This window comes from Pulveribacter sp., assembly GCF_032079985.1.
In the GTDB taxonomy this organism is placed as follows: domain Bacteria; phylum Pseudomonadota; class Gammaproteobacteria; order Burkholderiales; family Burkholderiaceae_C; genus Melaminivora.
In genome coordinates, this window is record NZ_DAMATK010000002.1 from 150,968 (window position 1) to 169,187 (window position 18,220).

Below are 18,220 nucleotides of genomic sequence, written 5' to 3' on the forward strand. Positions count from 1 at the left end.
AGCCTTGCCGGCTAAGCGCTGGTAGCTATCAAATTTGAATTTCTGGCACCGCTTTCATCTGGAATAAATACCACCACCATGACCCAGCACGCTTCTTCCAGCACCCCCATCCGCATCGGCATCGTCGGCTACGGCAACCTCGGCCGCGGCGTGGAGGCGGCCATCGCCAAGAACCCGGACATGCGCGTGGCCGGCATCTACACCCGCCGCGCACCGGCCAGCCTGCAGCCCCAGGGGCAGGGCGTGGCCGTGCATGCCATGGACGACCTGATGGCGCACCAGGGCCAGCTGGACGTGCTCATCCTGTGCGGCGGCTCCAAGGACGACCTGCCTGAGCAGAGCCCGCGCCTGGCCGCCAGCTTCAGCCTGGTGGACAGCTTCGACACCCACGCGCGCATCCCCGAGCACTTTGCCGCGGTGGATGCCGCTGCGCAGTGCGGCAAGACCACGGCGCTGATCTCCGCCGGCTGGGATCCGGGCATGTTCTCGCTCAACCGCCTGATGGGCGAGGCCCTGCTGCCCGATGGCGCCACCTACACCTTCTGGGGCAAGGGCCTCAGCCAGGGCCACTCCGACGCCATCCGCCGCGTGGCCGGCGTGGCCGGCGGCGTGCAGTACACCATCCCCGTGGATGAGGCCGTGGAACGCGTGCGTGCCGGCGGCCGGCCCGAGCTCACCACGCGCGAGAAGCACCGCCGCGAGTGCTTCGTGGTGCTCAAGGAGGGCGCCGACGCAGAGGCCGTGCGCCGCGAGATCGTCGGCATGCCGCACTACTTCGACCAGTACGACACCACGGTGCATTTCATCGGCGCCGACGAGCTGGCCCGCGACCACGCCGCCATGCCCCACGGCGGCTTCGTGATCCGCAGCGGCAACAGCAGCGAGCAAGCGCAGCAGGTCATCGAATACCACCTGAAGCTGGACAGCAATCCCGAGTTCACCGCCAGCGTGCTGGTGGCCTATGCCCGCGCCGTGCACCGCCTGCAGCAGATGGGTCAGCACGGCTGCAAGACGGTGTTCGACGTGGCGCCCGGCCTGCTGTCGCCGCGCAGCCCCGCCGAGCTGCGCGCCGATTTGCTGTAAGCGGGCCGCCGAGTCAGCGGCCGGCGCCGGACTGCGCCGGGGCCGCAGCCGGGTAGCGGCGCCGGTAGTCCCAGGGCGGCAGCGGGCGCTTTTGCGCCCACAGGCCCTGGCCTGCGTCGCGGGCGCGCTGCTGCAGGGCGGCCAGTTCGCGGTATTGCGCCGGCTGGCGCGTGCTGACCCAGGCCAGCCCCGCGCCCACTTGGGCCTGGCCCACGTCCTGCCCGCCGCAGCGCACGTCGGCAATGCGCCGGCCGTAGGTGTCGCGGCCCAGCGTGTGCAGCTGCGCGCGCTGGCGCAAGCACAGGCGCGCCAGGTTCTCGCGCGCCTGCCGGCCATAGGCCTGCCGGCTCTCGGGCGCGTCGATGGCGGCGATGCGCACGCGCTGCGGGCGGCCTTCGCCGCAGCGCACGGACAGGGTGTCTCCGTCGCTGACGGCAATCACGAGACAGAGCAGGGCAGAGGTGGCGACGGGCACGGTGCGGCAGGGGCAAAAAGGGCGAAACTATAGGGCTTCGGCCCGCGCGGCCGGGCCTGCCCCATCCTCTTTTCTTCCTCCCTTCCTTCCGTGCTCAAAGGCCTTGCCGCTTCCGTCATCGCGTCCGTGCTGTTTGGCGCCATGTACTACATGGCACCGTGGCTGGCGCCGCTCGATGGCGAGCAGATCTTCGGCTGGCGCGTGCTGTGCACGCTGCCCTTCACCAGCCTGCTGGTGCTGGCGCTCAGACAGGGCGGGCGCGTACGCCTGCTGCTGCTGCGTGCCTGGCGCCAGCCGCTGCTGGCGCTGGGCCTGCTGGCCAGCGCCGCCATGCTGGGGGTGCAGCTGTGGCTGTTTTTGTGGGCGCCGCTGCACGGGCGGGCGCTGCCGGTGTCGCTGGGCTATTTTTTGCTGCCGCTGGTGATGGTGCTGGCCGGGCGGGTGCTGTTCGCCGAGCAGTTGTCGGGTCTGCAGTGGCTGGGCACGGCGCTGGCCGGCGCCGGTGTGGCGCACGAGGTGCTGCGCGCCGGCGGCATGTCCTGGGAGACCTGGTTGGTCGCGCTGGGCTACACCGCCTATTTCGTGATGCGCCGGCTGCTGCGCACCGACCACCTGGGCGGACACTGGCTGGACATGCTGCTGCTGGCGCCGGCGGCGCTGTGGTTCGTGCTGCGCACGCCGTCGTCGCTGGGCTTGGTGGCCGGGCATCCCCATCTGTGGACCATGGTGCCGGTGCTGGGCCTGGTCAGCGCCGTGGCGCTGGCGCTGTACATGGCGGCGGCGCGGCTGCTGCCGCTGGGCCTGTTTGGCCTGCTGAGCTATGTGGAGCCGGTGCTGCTGGCGCTGGTGGCCCTGCTGCTGGGCGAGAGCATCGCGCCACAGCAGTGGCCCACCTACGGCCCGATCTTCGCGGCCGTGGCCGTGCTGGTGGTCGATGGCGCGCTGCGGCTGCGCCAGCGTTAAAGGCGGGCAGTGCCCGGCCGGTCAGGCGGTGGCGGGCTTGAATTCCTCGAAGGCCTGAACGGCGCTGGCGGCGTACATGGCCACCGGCCCGCCGCCCATGTAGATGGCCACGCCCAGGGCCTCGTGCACCTCGGCCGTGGTGGCGCCCAGGCGGGCTAGCGCCTTGGTGTGAAAGCCGATGCAGCCTTCGCAGCGGGCGGCCACGCCCACGGCCAGGGCGATCAGCTCCTTGGTCTTGGCCTCCAGCGCGCCGTCCGCGATGGCGGCCTTGCCCATGTCGTTGAAGCCGACCATCACTCCGGGCACGCTTTTGCGCAGCGGCATGAGGTTGCTGGAAATGTCCTGGGTGAGCTGTTTGTACGAGGCGATGGTCATGAAAAAGACTCCCTGTGGTGGTGGAAAAAGGCTTGGACAAAACCCGCGCTGCAGGCGTGGAAGTTTTGTTTAGGAAATTCTAATTTAGAGAAAACTTAATTACAATACGGAACCTGCCATGAATGACATGCAAACCCCGCCCTCTGATTTCGCCCAACTGCAGCAAAGCGCCGTCCAGGCGGCCGCGCTGCTACAGGCGGTGGGCAATCAGCACCGCCTGCTGGTGCTGTGCCTGCTGATCGAGCACGGCGAGATGAGCGTGGGCGCCCTCAACGAATACGTAGCGCTCAGCCCCTCGGCGCTGTCGCAGCACCTGTCGCGCATGCGCGACGAGGGCTTGGTGGCGTTTCGGCGCGAGGCGCAGACGCTGCACTACCGCATCGACAACCCGCACTTGGCCACCCTGGTGGCTACGCTGAAGAACATCTTTTGTCCCTGACCTCGAAATGAAAACCGCCCCCGCCATACCCCTGCAGCCCCTGGACGCCCTTGCCGCCCGCCGCCTGATTGATACGGGCGGCGCCCTGCTGGTCGACGTGCGTGCCCCGGACGAGCACGCGCGCGAGCGCATCGCCGGCGCCCTCAGCGTGCCGTTGGAGCAGCTGCGCAGCGAGGCGCAAGCCGCCGGCGCCAGGCTGGCAGGCGCACCGGCGGTGATCTTTCATTGCCGCTCGGGCCAGCGCACGGCCATGCACGCGCAGGCGCTGGCGGACTGCGCCCCCTGCCAAGCCTATGTGCTGGAAGGCGGGCTGGACGGCTGGAAGCGCGCCGGACTGCCCGTGCTGCGCGACGCGTCGCAGCCGCTGGAGCTGCAACGCCAGGTGCAGATCGCCGCCGGATCGCTGGTGGCGCTGGGCACGGCGCTGGGCGCCGGCGTGTCGCCGTGGTTCTTGCTGCTGCCGGGCTTCGTCGGCTGCGGGCTGGTGTTTGCGGGCGTGTCCGGCTTTTGCGGCCTGGCTCGCCTGCTGGTGAGGATGCCCTGGAACCGCAGGGCGGCAGCGGCCTGAAAGGGCCGGGTTTTTCCAGTCAACCGAGGGAAAGCATCATGGCATTCAACGTGGGCGGCATCGATCGCGTGCTGCGGGTAGTGGTGGGGCTGGTTTTGATCGCACTGGCGGCCACGGGCACCGTGGGCTGGTGGGGCTGGCTGGGCGTGGTGGCGCTGCTGACGGGGCTGGTGCGCTTTTGCCCGGCCTACTCCCTGCTGGGCATGAGCACCTGCCCGATGCGCAAGCCGCGCTGACGGCGGCCGGGTGCCGCCTCGGGTTCTATGAGAAAAACGGCTCTAGCGCTTGCTGGATAAGCGCGAGTAGCTATCTTTTCGATAGTCCTGCGGCGGCGCCACGTCGTCCCACGCGCCCGGCGCCAGGCCCTGCAGGGTGTACGGCCCGACGGCCACGCGCACCAGGCGCAGCGTGGGGTGGCCCACGGCGGCCGTCATGCGGCGCACCTGGCGGTTGCGGCCCTCGCGGATGACCAGCTCCATCCAGCAGTCGGGGATGTGCTGGCGCACGCGGATGGGTGGGTCGCGCGGCCACAGCGCGGGCGCGGCATCGAGCCGGCGCACACGGGCGGGCAGGGTGGGGCCGTCGTTCAGCAGCACGCCGGCGCGCAGGCGCTGCAGCGCCTCATCGCCCGGGATGCCCTCGACCTGCACCCAGTAGGTCTTCTCCATCTTGTGACGCGGGTCGCTGATGCGCGCCTGCAGCGCGCCGTCGTCGGTCAGCAGCAGCAGGCCTTCGCTGTCGGCGTCCAGCCGGCCGGCGGCGCGCACGCCGGGCACGTCGATCAGGCCCTTGAGGCCGCGCCAGCGGCCCTCGGGCGTGAACTGGCTCAGCACGCCATAGGGCTTGTTGAAGCGGATCAGGCGCGCCGTCACAGGAACAGGGCCGGATCGACCATGGTGCGGTTCAGCATCACGCCCCAGTGCAGGTGCGGGCCGGTCACGCGGCCGGTGGCGCCGACCTTGCAAAAGGGCTCGCCGGCGCGCAGCTGGTCGCCCACTTGGCAGTCCACGCTGCTGAGGTGGCAGTACAGGGTCAGCAGGCCGCCGCCGTGGTCCAGCCAGACGGTGCCGCCGTTGAAGAAATAGTCGCCCACGTCGATCACCCGGCCGGCCAGCGGGGCCACGATGGGCGTGCCCGTGGCGGCGGCGATGTCCATGCCGCTGTGCGGATTGCGCGGCTGGCCATTGAAGACGCGCCGCAGGCCGAAGCTGCTGCTGCGCCGCCCGGGCACGGGCGGGCGCATGCGCAGGTCCGGCCCCTCGGGCAGCGGGGTGGAGAAGGTGGCCATCACCTGCTGTTGGTGGGCGCGCTCGCGCTCGTAGCGGGCGGTGTCCTCGGGCGACAGGTCCACCGTGCGCGGGGCGACCGTCAGGCGCTGCTCGCTGTACTTCTTGGGCACCACGCGGTAGGGCACGCGTTCGGCCTGGGTGGTGATGTGGGCCGCTCCGGTCGGCGCGGCCAACGGGATGCCAACCAGGGCCGTCCATTCGATGGCGTCGCCCAGCACCAGCAGGGGCACGCCGTCGGCCGTCTGCGCCGCGGGGCGCTGCGGCGCCGGGCCCAGCGACAGCCGGGCCACGCCGCCGGGCACGCGCAGGTCCTGCGGCCAGGGGCCGGCAGCGGCGGGCGGGGCGGCCCCAGCGGGGCAGATGGCAAGCAGTGGGGGCAGGCCGAGGGCCCGCAGCAATGAGCGGCGCGCGGGATTGGTGAGTGGGGAGGACGGCATGATGGGCAAGTGTAGAGGGCGGGTTATGCCTGAAAGTACAGCCCCCATGCGCGGACTGTGCATTGGGTCATAATCGCGGCCCAATGCCCTGAGCGGCGGCGTGCCAGACCCCGGCATGTCCAGCCTGCCAGGGCATTGGCTCATGTGGCCCCAGGTGCACACCGCCTGTGCCACAGCTGCGCAGCGCGCATGTGCCGCCCAAGAAGCGTCCAGCCCGCCCCGCAGCACTGGCCTTGCCGCGTTACCCGGCAGGCCTGACGCTTCTTCGCTTTTTTCTCCACATCTTCATTCATCTCACTCGACCATGCGTCAAGAACACGACTTCATCGGCATCAAGACCATCCCTCCCGACGCCTACTGGGGTGTGCATACGGCCCGCGCCGTGGAGAACTTTCCCATCACCGGCCACACCGTTGCGCAGATGCCCGAGCTGGTGCGGGCCTTTGCCTTCGTCAAGAAAGCCGCCGCCCACGCCAACCTGCAGCTGGGCGTGATCAACGAAACCCAGGCCCAGGCCATTTCGCAGGCCTGCGACGACCTGATCGCCGGCCAGCTGCACGAGCAGTTCGTCACCGACGTGATCCAGGGCGGTGCCGGCACCTCCACCAACATGAACGCCAACGAGGTGATCGCCAACCGTGCCCTGGAGCACCTGGGGTTGCCCAAGGGCCGCTATGACGTGATCCACCCGAACGACCACGTCAACGCATCGCAAAGCACCAACGACGCTTACCCGACCGCCGTCAAGATCGCCGCCTACTTCGGCATCCAGTCGCTGCTGCAGTCCCTGGCTTCCCTGCGCGGCGCCTTCGAGGCCAAGGCCGCGGAGTTCGGTCCCATCCTGAAGATCGGCCGCACCCAGTTGCAGGACGCCGTGCCCATGACGCTGGGCCAAGAATTCGCGGCTTTTGCCGCCATGATCGCCGACGATGAGCGCCGCCTGCGCGACTCGGCCTTCCTGATGTGCGAGATCAACCTGGGCGGCACAGCCATCGGCACGGGCATCAACGCCCCCGTGGGCTACGTGGACGTGGTCACGCCGAAGCTGGCCGAACTGTCGGGCGTGCCGCTGAAGGCTGCCGGCAACCTGATCGCAGCCACCTCCGATACGGGTGCCTTTGTCGATATCTCCGGCGTTCTGAAGCGGATTGCCGCCAAGCTGTCAAAGATCAGCAACGACCTGCGCCTGCTGTCGTCGGGCCCGCAGGCCGGCGTGTGCGACATCAAGCTGCCCGCGCGCCAGGCCGGCTCGTCCATCATGCCGGGCAAGGTCAACCCGGTGATCCCCGAGGTAATGAACCAGGTGTGCTTCGAGGTCATCGGCAACGACGTGGCCATCACCATGGCGGCCGAGGCGGGCCAGCTGCAGCTCAACGCCTTCGAGCCGCTGATCGCCTGGGCGCTGCACAAGAGCCTGCGCCACCTGGGCCAGGCCTGCCACACGCTGCAAGTGCATTGCGTCGAAGGCATCGTGGCCAACCGCGACCTGCTGGGCGAGCGCATCGCCGCTTCGGTGACGCTGGTGACGGCGCTCAACCCGCTGATCGGCTACGAGAAGGCCGCCTCCATCGCCAAGGCCGCCATCGCCACGGGCAAGCCGATCGCCGAAGTGGCCGAGGACCTGGGCATCATGAGCCGCGCCGACATGCAAAAGCTGCTGGTGGCCGAGCGCCTGACCCAGGCCGGCACGCTGGCGGTCCAGCCGTGATCTGCTACTGAGTTAATAGCTGCTTGCGCTTGACTGGCGGGCGGTGGAGCTGTTTCTGGCTCCAACGCCCGTCGTGCTTTTGAGGAGGAGCGGTTAGCGCACCCGCTCGCTCTCCACCACCATGTCCAGCACATAGACCCAGGGCGAGGCGTCGGCCGGCGCCTTCTGGCGCTTGAAGCGGTTCAGGCGCAGCACGTTGCGCATGCCGGGCTCGTGCTGGTAGCCCTCGATCTCGGTGTACAGCGGGTACCACTCGCCCGTGCCCTGGCGCACGCCGTTGTCGCCAAAGCGCACCTCGCGCACGCGCAGGCACTGGGCGCCGCGCATCAGCGGCTGGCTGCAGGCCACGCGGTGCGGCGCGACCTCCAGGAACACGCGCTCGCCCGGGCCGCCGTACTGGGTCTGCGGCGTGGGCGTGCCCTTGAGCTCCCAGCGGCTGGCGTCGTTGAAGTGCAGCACCAGCAGCGGCGGGCCGCCGGCGTTGTTGCGCACCTCGTAGCTGACGGCGGCAGACAGCGCGGCCGTCATGCGCTGCTCCAGCTCATTGAGGGCCGGCTCGGCGCAGGCGCGGCGCGTGGACACACCCTGCGTCAGCTCCAGCATGCTGCCGCGCAGCTGGTAGCTGCTGCTGACGACGTTGCACAGGTTGTGCAGCGACACGCGGCCGTTCTCGAAATGCAGGCGCGGCGCGCGCGGGCTGGCTTGGCGCCAGCGCGTGTCGCTGCGCCCGTGGCGGTCGCTCATGGCGACCAGTTCCCAGTCGTAGGCGGTCAGTTGCGGCATGGCGGCGGCAGGGGGCGGGGCGACGACGCTGCCGGGCAGGGCCGGCGAGGCGGGCTGGCTGCCTTGCGGCACGCCGGCGCAGGCGGCCAGCAGCGCGGCGAGGGACAGGATGGACAGTGCGGACAGGCTCTTGCAGGCGTTGGGTGCGCGCATGGGTGGGGTTCTCCAGTAGGGGCAAACGGGAGCAGCGTGCCACGCCCGCGCCACGGCGCGGGTAGGAAGCGGACGCTTCTTGGCCTGCGCGGCAGGCCCATCCCCGGCCTACTTGCCCCAGGAGTCCTTCAGCCCGGTGATGCGGTTGAACACCGGGTGGTCGCTCGCATGGTCCTTGCGGTCGGCGACGAAGTAGCCGAAGCGCTCGAACTGGAACTTGTCGTCCGGCTGCGCGGCGGCCAGCGAGGGCTCGACCCAGGCGGTCGTCACCTTCAGGCTGTCCGGATTCATCAGCGTCAGGTAGTCCTTGCCGCCGGAGTCGGGCTGCGGGTCGGTGAACAGGCGGTCGTACAGGCGCACCTCGGCCTGCAGGCCGTCCTGCACACCCACCCAGGTGATGGCGGCCTTGACCTTCACGCTGTCGGCGCCGGGCGTGCCGCTCTTGGTGCCAGGCAGCACGGTGGCCAGCACCTTGGTGACTTGGCCTTGGGCATCCTTCTCGCAGCCGGTGCACTCGATGACGTAGCCGCCCTTCAGACGTACGCGGTTGCCTGGGAACAGGCGCTTGTAGCCCTTGGGCGGCTCCTCGGCGAAGTCCTCGCGCTCGATCCAGACCTCGCGCCCCAGGGTGAAGCGGCGCTCGGGCACCGGCGCGCCGTCCTGCGCGTGGGGCAGGGCGGGCAAAGTGCAGTCCTCCAGATGGGCGTCGCTGCCGAAGACTTCGGCCCAGTTGGTCAGCTCCAGCTTGAGCGGCTCCAGCACCACCATGGCGCGGTGGGCGCTGGCCTCCAGGTCCTCGCGCAGGCAGGCCTCCAGCAGGGCATAGTCGATCCAGCTGTAATCCTTGGTCACGCCGATGCGTTCGCAGAAGTTGCGGATGGATGCCGGCGTGAAGCCGCGCCGGCGCAGGCCGACGATGGTGGGCATGCGCGGGTCGTCCCAGCCGGTCAGCAGGCCGCTGTCCACCAGGTGCTTGAGCTTGCGCTTGCTGGTGACCACGTAGGTCAGGTTCAGCCGGGCGAACTCGTACTGGCGCGGCTGCGGTGGGGCGATAAGGCCGCCCTCGCGCAGGTGGTCCAGCAGCCAGTCGTAGAACGGGCGCTGGTCCTCGAACTCCAGCGTGCAGATGGAGTGGGTGATGTGCTCCAGCGCGTCCTCGATCGGGTGGGCGTAGGTGTACATCGGGTAGATGCACCAGTCGTTGCCCGTGTTGTGGTGCTCGGCGTGCTTGATGCGGTAGATAGCCGGGTCGCGCAGGTTGATGTTGGGCGAGGCCATGTCTATTTTTGCGCGCAGCACGGCGGCGCCGTCGGGCAGCTTGCCGGCCTTCATGTCGCGCAGCCGCGCCAGGTTCTCGTCCGGGCTGCGGTCGCGGAAGGGGCTGTTCACACCGGGGCGGGTGAAGTCGCCGCGGTTGGCGCGCATCTCCTCGGGCGACTGCTCGTCCACATAGGCCAGGCCGCGCTGCACCAGGTATTCGGCGGCGCGGTACATGAAGTCGAAGTAGTTGCTGGCCCAGTACAGGTTCTCTTCGCCCTGCGCGCCCTTCCAGTCGAAGCCCAGCCAGTGCACGGCGTCGATGATGCCGTCCACGTACTCCTGGTCTTCCTTTTCCGGGTTGGTGTCGTCAAAGCGCAGGTGGCAGACGCCGCCGTAATCGCGCGCCAGGCCGAAGTTCACGCAAATACTCTTGGCGTGGCCCACGTGCAGGTAGCCGTTGGGCTCGGGCGGGAAACGCGTGCGGATGCGAGCCTCGTCCAGGCCGCCCTGGCTGTGGTGCTGCGCATCGCCCGGGGCGCCGCCCCAGGTGCGCGTGGCGTGCGTGCCCTTGTCCAGGTCGGACTGGATGATCTGGCGCAGGAAATTGCTGGGCCGGGGAATGTCGGAACTGCGGTCTTTGTCGGCGGGGGAGCTCATCCCGCGATTCTAGGCGGCGCACCGGTTACACGCGGTGACGCGCACCCCTACATGCGGAAACAAGAAAAGGCGACATTTGTGCCATCCTTTGTGGCATCTCGTGCGTTATGACTGCAAAGCGCCCATTTTTTGTTTTGAGCCTGGCGGCACGGCCGCCTTCATAGGAGAGTCGTCATGACCGCAACTCGCTCTTGGTTTGCCGCCGCCGGCGTAGGCCTGGCCCTGTTGGTAGGGGCCGGCGCTGCGCAGGCGCGCAGCGACGTGTACTGGTCCGTGGGAGTGGGGGTTCCCGGCGTCGTCATCGGCGCAGGCAATGCCGCCCCCGTCTACTACACCCCGCCGGCACCGGTGTACTACGCGCCCCCTCCGGTGGTCTATGCGCCACCGGTATACCGCGCACCCCGTCCCGTGTACTACGCACCTCCCGTCGTGGTGGCGCCGCCGGTCGGCTATTACCGCGGCCACGGCCGTGGACATGGACACAGCCACCACAGGCACCGTCGCGACTGGCGCTGAGCCAGCGCCCCGCTCGATGCAGCGGCCCTTGGGGCCGCTTTTTTATGGCCCGCATAATCGGCCCTTCCCCGTAGCCGCCGCGCCGCGTCCATGAGCAAAACCGTCTTCGTCCTCAACGGCCCCAACCTGAACCTGCTGGGTACGCGCGAGCCGCACATCTACGGCGCCCACACCCTGGCCGACGTGCAGCAGCTGTGCCGCCAGGCCTGCGATCGGCACGGGCTGGGCCTGGAATTCCGCCAGAGCAACCACGAGGGCGAGCTCGTGGACTGGGTGCACGAGGCCGGGCGCCTGCATGCCGACGGCCGGCTGGCCGGCCTGGTGCTGAACGCCGGCGCCTATACCCACACCAGCGTGGCCCTGCTGGACGCCGTCAAGGGCACGGGCGTGCCCCTGGTGGAGCTGCACATCAGCAACGTGCACGCGCGCGAGGCCTTCCGCCACCATTCCTACCTGTCCGCCGCGGCGCGCGCCGTGCTGTGCGGCTTCGGCGTGCAGGGCTACGTGCTGGCCATCGACGGGTTGGCCCGGTGGTGAGTGCGCCGCTGCCCACGCCGGCCACCCTGCCCACGCCGCCCGCTGTCACCGCCCTGCAGCGGCAGGCGCGCCGCCTGGCCACGCCCTGCGGCGATGGCGAGCTGGTCTGGCACGTCTGGGGGGAGGGCGCGGGCACAGAGGTGACACCGCCGCTGGTGCTGCTGCATGGCGGCAGCGGCAGCTGGACGCATTGGGTGCGCAACATCGGCGCGCTGGTCCAGGCCGGCCGCACCGTCTGGGTGCCCGATTTGCCGGGCTTTGGCGACTCCGCCTCGCCGCCCCAGGGCGCCGACGCCGACGCCGTGGTCGAGCCGCTGGCCCAGGGCCTGCGCCAGCTCTTCGGTAATCGGCCGTGCGACCTGGTGGGCTTTTCCTTTGGCGGGCTGACGGCCGGCCTGCTGCTGGCCGCGCACCCGCGCCTGGCACGCCAGCTGGTGCTGGTGGGCGCGCCGGCCATGGGCGTGGTGCCCTCGCGGCAGTTCGTGCTCAAGGCCTGGCGCCACCTGGAGGCACCCGGGCAGCTGGCGGCGCACCGTTACAACCTGGCCGCGCTGATGCTGCAGGATCCCGCCCTGATCGACACCGAAGAAGGCCTGGCCCTGGGCCTGCATGTGGCCAACGTGCTGCGCGACCGCATGCCGCGCCGCCGCCTGGCGCACACCGGCGCCCTGGCCCGGGCGCTGGCGCACGTGCCGTGCCCGGTGCACGCTATCTACGGCGCCACCGACGCGCTGTACCGCGAATGGATCGCCGCGCTGCAGGGCGCCTACGAGCAGGCCACGCCGGATTTCCGCGGACTGGCGCTGATCGAGCAGGCGGGGCACTGGGTGCAGTTCGAGCGGCCGCACGCCTTTCACGCCGCGCTGCTGCAGGCGCTGGAGGCTGGGGCGCGCTGAGTGCCTCCGCGACGGCTTCAAGCCAAATAGGCCTCTAACCCTTGCTGGATAAGCGCTGGCAGCTATTAAAACAGGAGTGGCAGGAACATCCGCCGCCCGCGCCGGTCGCATGAAGGCTGGGCCGACCGGCCCATGGACCAGAAGTGACAAGGAGTTCCCATGCCCCCACGCGCCCGTTCCGGCCCGCCGCTGGCCCCGCCCCCGCCTTCGGGCGCCGCACGGCTGATAGCAGTGCTGGTCGTGCTGGCCGCCCTGGCCGGCGCAGTCTGGTGGCTGTGGCTGCGGCCCGCCCAGGCTCCGGCACCGCAGGCTGACGTCCCCGCACCGGCGGCGGCGCCCGCCGAGCCAGTGGCTTCTGCGCCCGCCGAGCCGGCGCTGCACCACCCGGTCGACGCGCTGGGCGAGGCCGATGCCCAGCTGCCACCGCTGGCGCAGTCCGACGACGCCGTGCGCCAGGCCCTTGAAGGCCTGCTGGGCGCGCAGCAGGCGGCCACCTGGCTGCAACTGGACGGTTTCGTGCACCGCGCCGTGGCCACGGTGGACAACCTGGCGCGCCCGCAGGCCAGCGTCCGCCTGTGGCCGGTGCAGCCGACGGCGGGTCGCTTCGCCGTGGACGGCCCGCCCGACGCGCAGACGCAGACCATCGCCGCGGACAACGCCGGCCGCTACCGCGCCTTCGTCGCCCTGGCCGAGAGCGTGCCGCAGGACGCGGCCGTCAAGCTCTACGCCCGGCTGTACCCGCTGTTCCAGTCCGCCTACGAGGAGCTGGGCTACCCCGGCCGCTACTTCAACGACCGGCTGGTCGCCGTGCTGGACCACCTGCTGGCCACGCCCGAGCCAGGCCAGCCGCTGGCGGTGCAGCTGACGCGCGTGGAGGGCGAGGTGGCCTCCACCCGTCCCTGGGTGCGCTATGAATTCGCCGACCCGAAGCTGCAGGCGCTGAGCAGCGGGCAGAAGATGCTGCTGCGCATGGGCCCGGACAACGCCCGGCGGCTGAAGGCCGTGATGACCACCCTGCGCGCCCGGGTGGCCACGGGCGTGCGTCCAGCCAACTAGCCGCCCTGCGGCTGGAAGAACGCCTGCAGCACCGGCGCCAGGGTGGGGAATTCCTGCCCGAAGCGCTCGCGGTGCACGAACCAGGCCTCGCAGGCCACGGCGAAGAACTCGGCCGGCGCCGTGGCGCCGTAGGCATCCAGCCAGGGCAGGGCGCCGCCGAAGCGCTCGGCGATGATGACCTGCTCCCGGAAGTGCTCATAGGCCGGCTGCCAGGCTGCGCGCCAGGCCTCGCGCGCGGCGCGGTTGCTGGCCGCGCCCATGAAGCCGGGCGGCAGGGGAGGGCAGCCGTCGGCCTCGCCGCCCTGCATGTCGATCTTGTGCACGAACTCGTGGATGACCACGCTGGTGGCCAGGCCGCCGTCCTGGGCGCCCGGCCGGCCGGCCGCGTCCACGGCCGGCCAGCTCAGCATGACCGGGCCGCCCTGCATGGCCTCGCCCAGCAGCACTTCGTCGTACTGGTGCACTATGCCGGCTTCGTCGGTGGCCTGGCGCCGGGCCACGGCCTCGGCCGGGTGCACCACGATGCCCACGAAGTCGTCGTACCAGGCCAGTGCCCGGGCCGGCTCGCCCCAGTGCAGCAGCGGCAGGCAGGCCTGCGCGGCGATGGACACGGCCATGGCGTCGGTCACCACCAGCCCGTGCGCGCCGGTGAACTGCTTGCGCTGCAAGAACAGCGCACTGAGCACGCGCAGCTTGCCCTGGTCATGCAGCGGCAGCCGGGCCATGAAAGGGTGGCGCTGCAGGGTCTGCAGCCACAGCTGCGCCGGAATGTCGGGCACCGGCGCGACGGTGCGGCGCACCCGGTACGCCAGCCGCCGCAGCCAGGAGGGGAGGGCCACAGCGTCAGGGCCGTGCCAGGGGCAGGCGGTGGCTGCCCTGGGCCGTCAGGCGCAGCACGCCAGCGCGCGGCGGCGAGGCGGCCGGCTCCCAGTCGGTGAGCACATGGCGCGTGCCGGCGGGGCCCAGCGCGTGGTCGGCGGGCAGGTGGGTGTGGCCGTGGATCAGTGCGTCGGCGCGCGCGGCCAGCAGCCAGGCCAGGGCGGCGCCCGGGTCCACGTCGGCATAAACGGCGGTGCCGGCGTCCTTGCGCGCCTGGCTGTCGGCGCGGGCGCTGCGGCCCGTGGCGCGGCGCTCGGCCAAGGGGCGCGCCAGCAGCTGGGCCTGCCAGGTCGGGTGGCGCGAGAGCGCGCGAAAGCGCTGGTACTGCACGTCGTCCAGGCACAGGGCATCGCCATGCGTCAGCAGCCAGCGGCGCCCGGCGAGGGCCAGCACCGTGGGGTCGGGCAGCAGCGTGACGCCGGTGTGCCGGGCGAACGCCGGGCCCACCAGGAAGTCACGGTTGCCGTGCATGAAGTACAGCGGCAGGCGCTGCGCCGCCTGGCGCAGCACCTCGCAGGCCTGCGCCTCGAAGCTGCCGGGCTCGTCGATGGCGTCATCGCCCACCCAGACCTCGAACAGGTCACCCAGGATGAACACCGCGTCGGCCGGCGTGGCCTGCAGGTGGCCCTGCAGCAGCGCCAGCGTCTGCGGCACCTCGGCCTCCAGGTGCAGGTCGGACAGGCAGTCCACCGCGCGCCAGCCGGGCGGAGCGGCTAGCTCGGCGGCTGCGGGCGCGGCGGCAGGCGTCACGTCAGCAGACGGATCAGCCCTGGACGGCGACGGCCTTGTCGATCACCACGGAGTCGAACGGCACGTCGTCATGAAAGCCCTTGCGCGTGGTGCGCACCTTCTTGATGGCGTCCACCACGTCCTGGCCCTTGGTCACGCGGCCGAACACGGCGTAGCCCCAGCCCTGGGGCGAGGGCGAGGTGTGGTTCAGGAAGGCGTTGTCCACCACGTTGATGAAGAACTGGGCGGTGGCGCTGTGCGGGTCGCCCGTGCGCGCCATGGCGACGGTGTACTTGTCGTTCTTCAGGCCGTTGGCGGCCTCGTTCTCGATGGGGTTGCCAGTGGGCTTTTGCTTCATGTCGGGCGTGAAGCCGCCGCCCTGGATCATGAAGCCCTTGATGACGCGGTGGAACACCGTGCCGTCATAGAAGCCCTGGTTCACGTAGTCCATGAAGTTCTGCGTGGACTTGGGCGCGTTCTGCGCGTCCAGCTCGAGCGTGATGACGCCGTTGGAGACGGTGTCGCCCTCGGTGATGGTGACGTGCAGCTCGACTTCCGGGTTGGTGGTGTTGCTCATGGAGGTGTCCTTTCAGGGGTTGCTATGGGCTACTTGCCGCCGACCAGGGTGGCCGACTGGATGACGACGGGCGTGGTCGGCACGTTCTGGTGGCCGCCGCGGTTGCCCGTGGGTACGGCCTTGATCTTGTCCACCACCGCCTGGCCCTCGATCACCTTGCCGAACACGGCATAGCCGTGGCCGTCGGGCTTGGGCGCGTTGAGCATGTCGTTGTTGACCACGTTGATGAAGAACTGCGAGGTGGCCGAGTCCGGGTTGGACGTGCGCGCCATGGCGATGGTGTATTTGTCGTTCTTCAGGCCGTTGCCGGCCTCCAGCTTGATGGGCGCGCGGGTGGGCTTTTGCTGCATCTCGGGCGTGAAGCCGCCGCCCTGGATCATGAAGCCGTCCATCACGCGGTGGAAAACGGTGCCGTTGTAGTGCCCATCCTTCACGTACTGCACGAAGTTGGCCACGGTGGCCGGCGCGCGGGCCGGATCGAGCTGCACCACGATGTCGCCCAGGGACGTGGTTAGCTTGACCTGCGGGTCGGCCGTCTGCGCGCCTGCTACGTTAGTGATAGCTGCCAGCGCAAGACTGGCAAGGGCTAGAGCCGTTTTTCTTCTGGAAATCATGAAGCGCTCCTTGGGGTCGCGTAAAAAAGGTGAATGGAGCGGGCAGGCCGCCGCGGCGGCGCCCGACAAAAGGCCTCAGCGGCCGGCGGCCGGCGTCAGCAGGTCGCGCAGCAGGGCCAGACGCGGCGCCACCGACTTGGCCAGCTGGGGCGACAGCTCGCCGGCGCGCGTATAGGCGCGGCGGGCCAGGCGAGCGTAGATGTCGCCCAGGTTCTCGTAGGCCACGCCGTAGTCGGGGCGGGCGCGCACGGCCTGCTCCAGCGCCTCGCGCGCCTTGTCCAGCTCGCCCTGGGCGGCGTACAGCACGGCCAGGTTGTTGTAGGGCTCGGGCAGCTCGGGATAGGTTTCGGTCAGGTCCACCAGGGCGGCGATGGCCTCGTCCTGGCGACCCAGGTCGGTCAGCGCCACGGTGCGCAGAAAGCGCAGCTGCGGGTCGCGCGGGGCGGCAGCCAGGCGGGCGTCCAGCTGCGGCAGCGCCTGGGCGGCCTTGCCGGCCTTCAGCAACTGCTGCACGTCGTTGTAGGTGGTGGGGGCGGCTTGCTGTGCCTGCGCACCGCCGGCCAGCAGCAGGGCCGCCAGGGCCAGCCGGCACAGGGATCGGGAGGCAGGGCGGCGGGCAGGCGTCATGCGGGCAAAGCGGCTGGTGAAAGAGGAAAACCCGCGCGCCGAAGCGAGGGCGGGGCGGGCTTATACTGCCGCCGATTGTAGCGAAGGGGCCACAGGCCGTGGCGAGCGGCCACACCGGCCGGCCCCGCGGGCCGCCCGCCGCCGGGCCCTGGAGCCCGCCCCGACTTCCCCCACATTTCTTCACTCCTGCATGAGCTTGCGTATCTACAACACGCTGTCGCGTGCGCTCGTGGACTTTGCCCCCCTGCAACCCGGCCACGTGCGCATGTACGTCTGCGGCATGACCGTCTACGACCTGTGCCACCTGGGCCATGCGCGCTCCATGATCGCCTTTGACGTGGTGCAGCGCTGGCTGCGCGCCAGCGGCTATGCCGTGACCTACGTGCGCAACATCACCGACATTGACGACAAGATCATCCGCCGCGCCGTCGAGAACGGCGAGAGCGTCCGCGGCCTGACCGACCGCATGATCGACGCGCTGCACCAGGACGCCGATGCCTTAGGGATAGAGCGTCCCACGCACGAGCCGCGCGCCACCGAATACGTGCCGCAGATGCTGTCCATGATCGGCCGGCTGCAAGGCAATGGCCTGGCCTACCAGGCCAGCGGCGGCGATGTGAACTTCGCCGTGCGCAAGTTTCCCGGCTACGGCCGGCTGTCGGGCAAGACGCTGGACGAGCTCAATGCCGGCGAGCGCGTGGCCGTGGCCGAGGGCAAGCACGATCCGCTGGACTTCGTGCTGTGGAAGAGCGCCAAGGCCGGCGAGCCCGAGGAGGTGAAGTGGGCCAGCCCCTGGGGGCCCGGCCGCCCGGGCTGGCACATCGAGTGCTCGGCCATGGGCTGCGAGCTGCTGGGCGAGAGTTTCGACATCCACGGCGGCGGCGCCGACCTGGCCTTTCCGCACCACGAGAACGAGATCGCCCAGAGCGAGGGCGCCACGGGCCAGCCGTTCGCCCAGGTGTGGATGCACAACGGCTTCATCAACGTGGACAACGAGAAGATGTCCAAGAGCCTGGGCAACTTCTTCACCATCCGCGACGTGCTGCAGCAGTACGACGCGGAAACCGTGCGCTTCTTCGTCGTGCGCAGCCACTACCGCAGTCCGCTGAACTACAGCGACGTGCACCTGGACGACGCCCGTGCCTCGCTGCGCCGGCTGTACACGGCACTCAGCCTGGTGGCGCCGGCGCCGGTCGAGATCGACTGGAGCGAGCCGCACGCCGCACGCTTCAAGGCGGCGATGGACGAGGACTTCGGCACGCCCGAGGCGGTGGCCGTGCTGTTCGACCTGGCCGGCGAGGTCAACCGCTCCAAGCTGCCGCAGACCGCCGGGCTGCTGAAAGCCCTGGGCGGGCAGCTGGGGCTGCTGCAGGGCGATCCGCAGGCCTTCCTGCAGGCGGGCGCCGGATTGGACGAGGCGGCCATCCAAGAGCGCATCGCCGCGCGCGCCGCGGCCAAGGCGGCCAGGGACTTCGCCGAGGCCGACCGCATCCGCGCCGAGCTATTGGCGCGCGGCATCGTGCTCAAGGACTCGGCCGCCGGCACCACCTGGGAGGCGGCGTAGGCCATGCCAGATTACAAGAAAAAACGGCCTCCAGC

General features: G+C 70.1%; 22 protein-coding genes. 11 read left to right on the top strand and 11 right to left on the bottom strand.

What is annotated here, in order from left to right:
- Positions 1 to 78: 78 nt before the first annotated feature.
- On the top strand, positions 79 to 1,083 hold the full coding sequence (locus tag RT282_RS07000; RefSeq protein ID WP_313312871.1) for a diaminopimelate dehydrogenase: 1,005 nt from the start codon (positions 79 to 81) through the stop codon (positions 1,081 to 1,083).
- 13 nt (positions 1,084 to 1,096) lie between these two features.
- On the opposite strand, the gene RT282_RS07005 is transcribed toward RT282_RS07000, so the two are convergent.
- Complete coding sequence (locus RT282_RS07005; protein ID WP_313312877.1) at positions 1,097 to 1,558, bottom strand: thermonuclease family protein; 462 nt, start codon at positions 1,556 to 1,558, stop codon at positions 1,097 to 1,099.
- Between the two features lie 90 nt (positions 1,559 to 1,648).
- On the opposite strand from RT282_RS07005, the gene rarD reads away from it, so the two are divergent.
- The gene (gene rarD / locus RT282_RS07010) at positions 1,649 to 2,521 is read left to right on the top strand and encodes an EamA family transporter RarD (RefSeq protein ID WP_313312879.1); all 873 of its coding nucleotides are present in this window, start codon (positions 1,649 to 1,651) and stop codon (positions 2,519 to 2,521) included.
- A gap of 21 nt (positions 2,522 to 2,542) precedes the next feature.
- On the opposite strand, the gene RT282_RS07015 is transcribed toward rarD, so the two are convergent.
- Positions 2,543 to 2,896: a carboxymuconolactone decarboxylase family protein gene (locus RT282_RS07015; RefSeq protein ID WP_313312881.1), complete on the bottom strand. Its 354-nt coding sequence runs from the start codon at positions 2,894 to 2,896 to the stop codon at positions 2,543 to 2,545.
- A gap of 127 nt (positions 2,897 to 3,023) precedes the next feature.
- Between RT282_RS07015 and RT282_RS07020 the strand changes: the two genes are divergently transcribed.
- From RT282_RS07020 to RT282_RS07030, 3 genes are read left to right on the top strand one after another with little or no spacing between them, the layout of a single operon-like run.
- Complete coding sequence (locus RT282_RS07020) at positions 3,024 to 3,335, top strand: metalloregulator ArsR/SmtB family transcription factor (RefSeq protein WP_313313985.1); 312 nt, start codon at positions 3,024 to 3,026, stop codon at positions 3,333 to 3,335.
- A gap of 7 nt (positions 3,336 to 3,342) precedes the next feature.
- Positions 3,343 to 3,903, top strand: coding sequence for a rhodanese family protein (locus RT282_RS07025; protein ID WP_313312882.1), 561 nt, complete (start codon positions 3,343 to 3,345; stop codon positions 3,901 to 3,903).
- Between the two features lie 38 nt (positions 3,904 to 3,941).
- Complete coding sequence (locus RT282_RS07030) at positions 3,942 to 4,139, top strand: DUF2892 domain-containing protein (protein ID WP_313312884.1); 198 nt, start codon at positions 3,942 to 3,944, stop codon at positions 4,137 to 4,139.
- A gap of 42 nt (positions 4,140 to 4,181) precedes the next feature.
- Here RT282_RS07030 and RT282_RS07035 read toward each other — a convergent pair whose 3' ends face one another.
- Entirely contained in the window at positions 4,182 to 4,823 is a 642-nt protein-coding gene (locus tag RT282_RS07035) for a pseudouridine synthase (RefSeq protein WP_409519474.1), read from the bottom strand.
- Positions 4,772 to 5,629 (bottom strand): peptidoglycan DD-metalloendopeptidase family protein, encoded by an 858-nt coding sequence (locus tag RT282_RS07040; RefSeq protein WP_313312888.1) that lies wholly within the window; start codon positions 5,627 to 5,629, stop codon positions 4,772 to 4,774. Before RT282_RS07040 ends, RT282_RS07035 begins: the two co-directional genes overlap by 52 nt.
- Positions 5,630 to 5,933: 304 nt before the next feature.
- Between RT282_RS07040 and RT282_RS07045 the strand changes: the two genes are divergently transcribed.
- Positions 5,934 to 7,337, top strand: coding sequence for an aspartate ammonia-lyase (locus RT282_RS07045; RefSeq protein ID WP_313312889.1), 1,404 nt, complete (start codon positions 5,934 to 5,936; stop codon positions 7,335 to 7,337).
- 93 nt (positions 7,338 to 7,430) lie between these two features.
- Here RT282_RS07045 and RT282_RS07050 read toward each other — a convergent pair whose 3' ends face one another.
- Both RT282_RS07050 and RT282_RS07055 read right to left on the bottom strand, forming a co-directional pair.
- Entirely contained in the window at positions 7,431 to 8,273 is an 843-nt protein-coding gene (locus tag RT282_RS07050; RefSeq protein WP_313312890.1) for an META and DUF4377 domain-containing protein, read from the bottom strand.
- Positions 8,274 to 8,381: 108 nt separating this feature from the next.
- Positions 8,382 to 10,190: a glutamine--tRNA ligase/YqeY domain fusion protein gene (locus RT282_RS07055; RefSeq protein ID WP_313312891.1), complete on the bottom strand. Its 1,809-nt coding sequence runs from the start codon at positions 10,188 to 10,190 to the stop codon at positions 8,382 to 8,384.
- Between the two features lie 174 nt (positions 10,191 to 10,364).
- Here RT282_RS07055 and RT282_RS07060 point away from each other — a divergent pair, with 174 nt between their 5' ends.
- The 4 genes from RT282_RS07060 to RT282_RS07075 all read left to right on the top strand — a co-directional run bounded on the left by RT282_RS07060 (position 10,365) and on the right by RT282_RS07075 (position 13,195).
- A complete protein-coding gene (locus RT282_RS07060) occupies positions 10,365 to 10,706 on the top strand; it encodes a hypothetical protein (protein WP_313312892.1) in 342 nt (113 codons plus the stop codon).
- Between the two features lie 90 nt (positions 10,707 to 10,796).
- On the top strand, positions 10,797 to 11,243 hold the full coding sequence (aroQ, locus tag RT282_RS07065; protein ID WP_312760377.1) for a type II 3-dehydroquinate dehydratase: 447 nt from the start codon (positions 10,797 to 10,799) through the stop codon (positions 11,241 to 11,243).
- Positions 11,240 to 12,139: an alpha/beta fold hydrolase gene (locus RT282_RS07070; protein WP_313312893.1), complete on the top strand. Its 900-nt coding sequence runs from the start codon at positions 11,240 to 11,242 to the stop codon at positions 12,137 to 12,139. The genes aroQ and RT282_RS07070 overlap by 4 nt, the downstream gene beginning before the upstream one ends.
- Before the next feature lie 159 nt (positions 12,140 to 12,298).
- A complete protein-coding gene (locus RT282_RS07075) occupies positions 12,299 to 13,195 on the top strand; it encodes a DUF3014 domain-containing protein (protein ID WP_313312896.1) in 897 nt (298 codons plus the stop codon).
- Here the strand turns inward: RT282_RS07075 and RT282_RS07080 are convergent.
- From RT282_RS07080 to RT282_RS07100, 5 genes are all read right to left on the bottom strand, one after another.
- On the bottom strand, positions 13,192 to 14,034 hold the full coding sequence (locus tag RT282_RS07080; RefSeq protein WP_313312898.1) for a zinc-dependent peptidase: 843 nt from the start codon (positions 14,032 to 14,034) through the stop codon (positions 13,192 to 13,194). The genes RT282_RS07075 and RT282_RS07080 overlap by 4 nt on opposite strands.
- A 4-nt stretch (positions 14,035 to 14,038) precedes the next feature.
- Entirely contained in the window at positions 14,039 to 14,824 is a 786-nt protein-coding gene (locus RT282_RS07085) for a UDP-2,3-diacylglucosamine diphosphatase (protein ID WP_313312900.1), read from the bottom strand.
- A gap of 13 nt (positions 14,825 to 14,837) precedes the next feature.
- A complete protein-coding gene (locus tag RT282_RS07090) occupies positions 14,838 to 15,380 on the bottom strand; it encodes a peptidylprolyl isomerase (RefSeq protein WP_312303379.1) in 543 nt (180 codons plus the stop codon).
- 29 nt (positions 15,381 to 15,409) lie between these two features.
- Positions 15,410 to 15,994, bottom strand: a complete 585-nt coding sequence (locus RT282_RS07095; RefSeq protein ID WP_313078901.1) for a peptidylprolyl isomerase — start codon at positions 15,992 to 15,994, stop codon at positions 15,410 to 15,412.
- Positions 15,995 to 16,069: 75 nt separating this feature from the next.
- Positions 16,070 to 16,621: a tetratricopeptide repeat protein gene (locus RT282_RS07100; protein WP_313312903.1), complete on the bottom strand. Its 552-nt coding sequence runs from the start codon at positions 16,619 to 16,621 to the stop codon at positions 16,070 to 16,072.
- Positions 16,622 to 16,811: 190 nt separating this feature from the next.
- Here RT282_RS07100 and cysS point away from each other — a divergent pair, with 190 nt between their 5' ends.
- The gene (gene cysS / locus RT282_RS07105; RefSeq protein ID WP_312759358.1) at positions 16,812 to 18,185 is read left to right on the top strand and encodes a cysteine--tRNA ligase; all 1,374 of its coding nucleotides are present in this window, start codon (positions 16,812 to 16,814) and stop codon (positions 18,183 to 18,185) included.
- Positions 18,186 to 18,220 lie beyond the last annotated feature (35 nt).

Bases quoted from the DNA above. Each gene is read 5' to 3' on its own strand.
- RT282_RS07000 (WP_313312871.1), top strand. From the start codon at position 79: ATGACCCAGCACGCTTCTTCCAGCACCCCCATCCGCATCGGCATCGTC.
- RT282_RS07015 (WP_313312881.1), bottom strand. From the start codon at position 2,896: ATGACCATCGCCTCGTACAAACAGCTCACCCAGGACATTTCCAGCAAC.
- RT282_RS07020 (WP_313313985.1), top strand. From the start codon at position 3,024: ATGCAAACCCCGCCCTCTGATTTCGCCCAACTGCAGCAAAGCGCCGTC.
- RT282_RS07025 (WP_313312882.1), top strand. From the start codon at position 3,343: ATGAAAACCGCCCCCGCCATACCCCTGCAGCCCCTGGACGCCCTTGCC.
- RT282_RS07030 (WP_313312884.1), top strand. From the start codon at position 3,942: ATGGCATTCAACGTGGGCGGCATCGATCGCGTGCTGCGGGTAGTGGTG.
- RT282_RS07040 (WP_313312888.1), bottom strand. From the start codon at position 5,629: ATGCCGTCCTCCCCACTCACCAATCCCGCGCGCCGCTCATTGCTGCGG.
- RT282_RS07045 (WP_313312889.1), top strand. From the start codon at position 5,934: ATGCGTCAAGAACACGACTTCATCGGCATCAAGACCATCCCTCCCGAC.
- RT282_RS07050 (WP_313312890.1), bottom strand. From the start codon at position 8,273: ATGCGCGCACCCAACGCCTGCAAGAGCCTGTCCGCACTGTCCATCCTG.
- RT282_RS07055 (WP_313312891.1), bottom strand. From the start codon at position 10,190: ATGAGCTCCCCCGCCGACAAAGACCGCAGTTCCGACATTCCCCGGCCC.
- RT282_RS07060 (WP_313312892.1), top strand. From the start codon at position 10,365: ATGACCGCAACTCGCTCTTGGTTTGCCGCCGCCGGCGTAGGCCTGGCC.
- aroQ (WP_312760377.1), top strand. From the start codon at position 10,797: ATGAGCAAAACCGTCTTCGTCCTCAACGGCCCCAACCTGAACCTGCTG.
- RT282_RS07075 (WP_313312896.1), top strand. From the start codon at position 12,299: ATGCCCCCACGCGCCCGTTCCGGCCCGCCGCTGGCCCCGCCCCCGCCT.
- RT282_RS07090 (WP_312303379.1), bottom strand. From the start codon at position 15,380: ATGAGCAACACCACCAACCCGGAAGTCGAGCTGCACGTCACCATCACC.
- RT282_RS07095 (WP_313078901.1), bottom strand. From the start codon at position 15,994: ATGATTTCCAGAAGAAAAACGGCTCTAGCCCTTGCCAGTCTTGCGCTG.
- RT282_RS07100 (WP_313312903.1), bottom strand. From the start codon at position 16,621: ATGACGCCTGCCCGCCGCCCTGCCTCCCGATCCCTGTGCCGGCTGGCC.
- cysS (WP_312759358.1), top strand. From the start codon at position 16,812: ATGAGCTTGCGTATCTACAACACGCTGTCGCGTGCGCTCGTGGACTTT.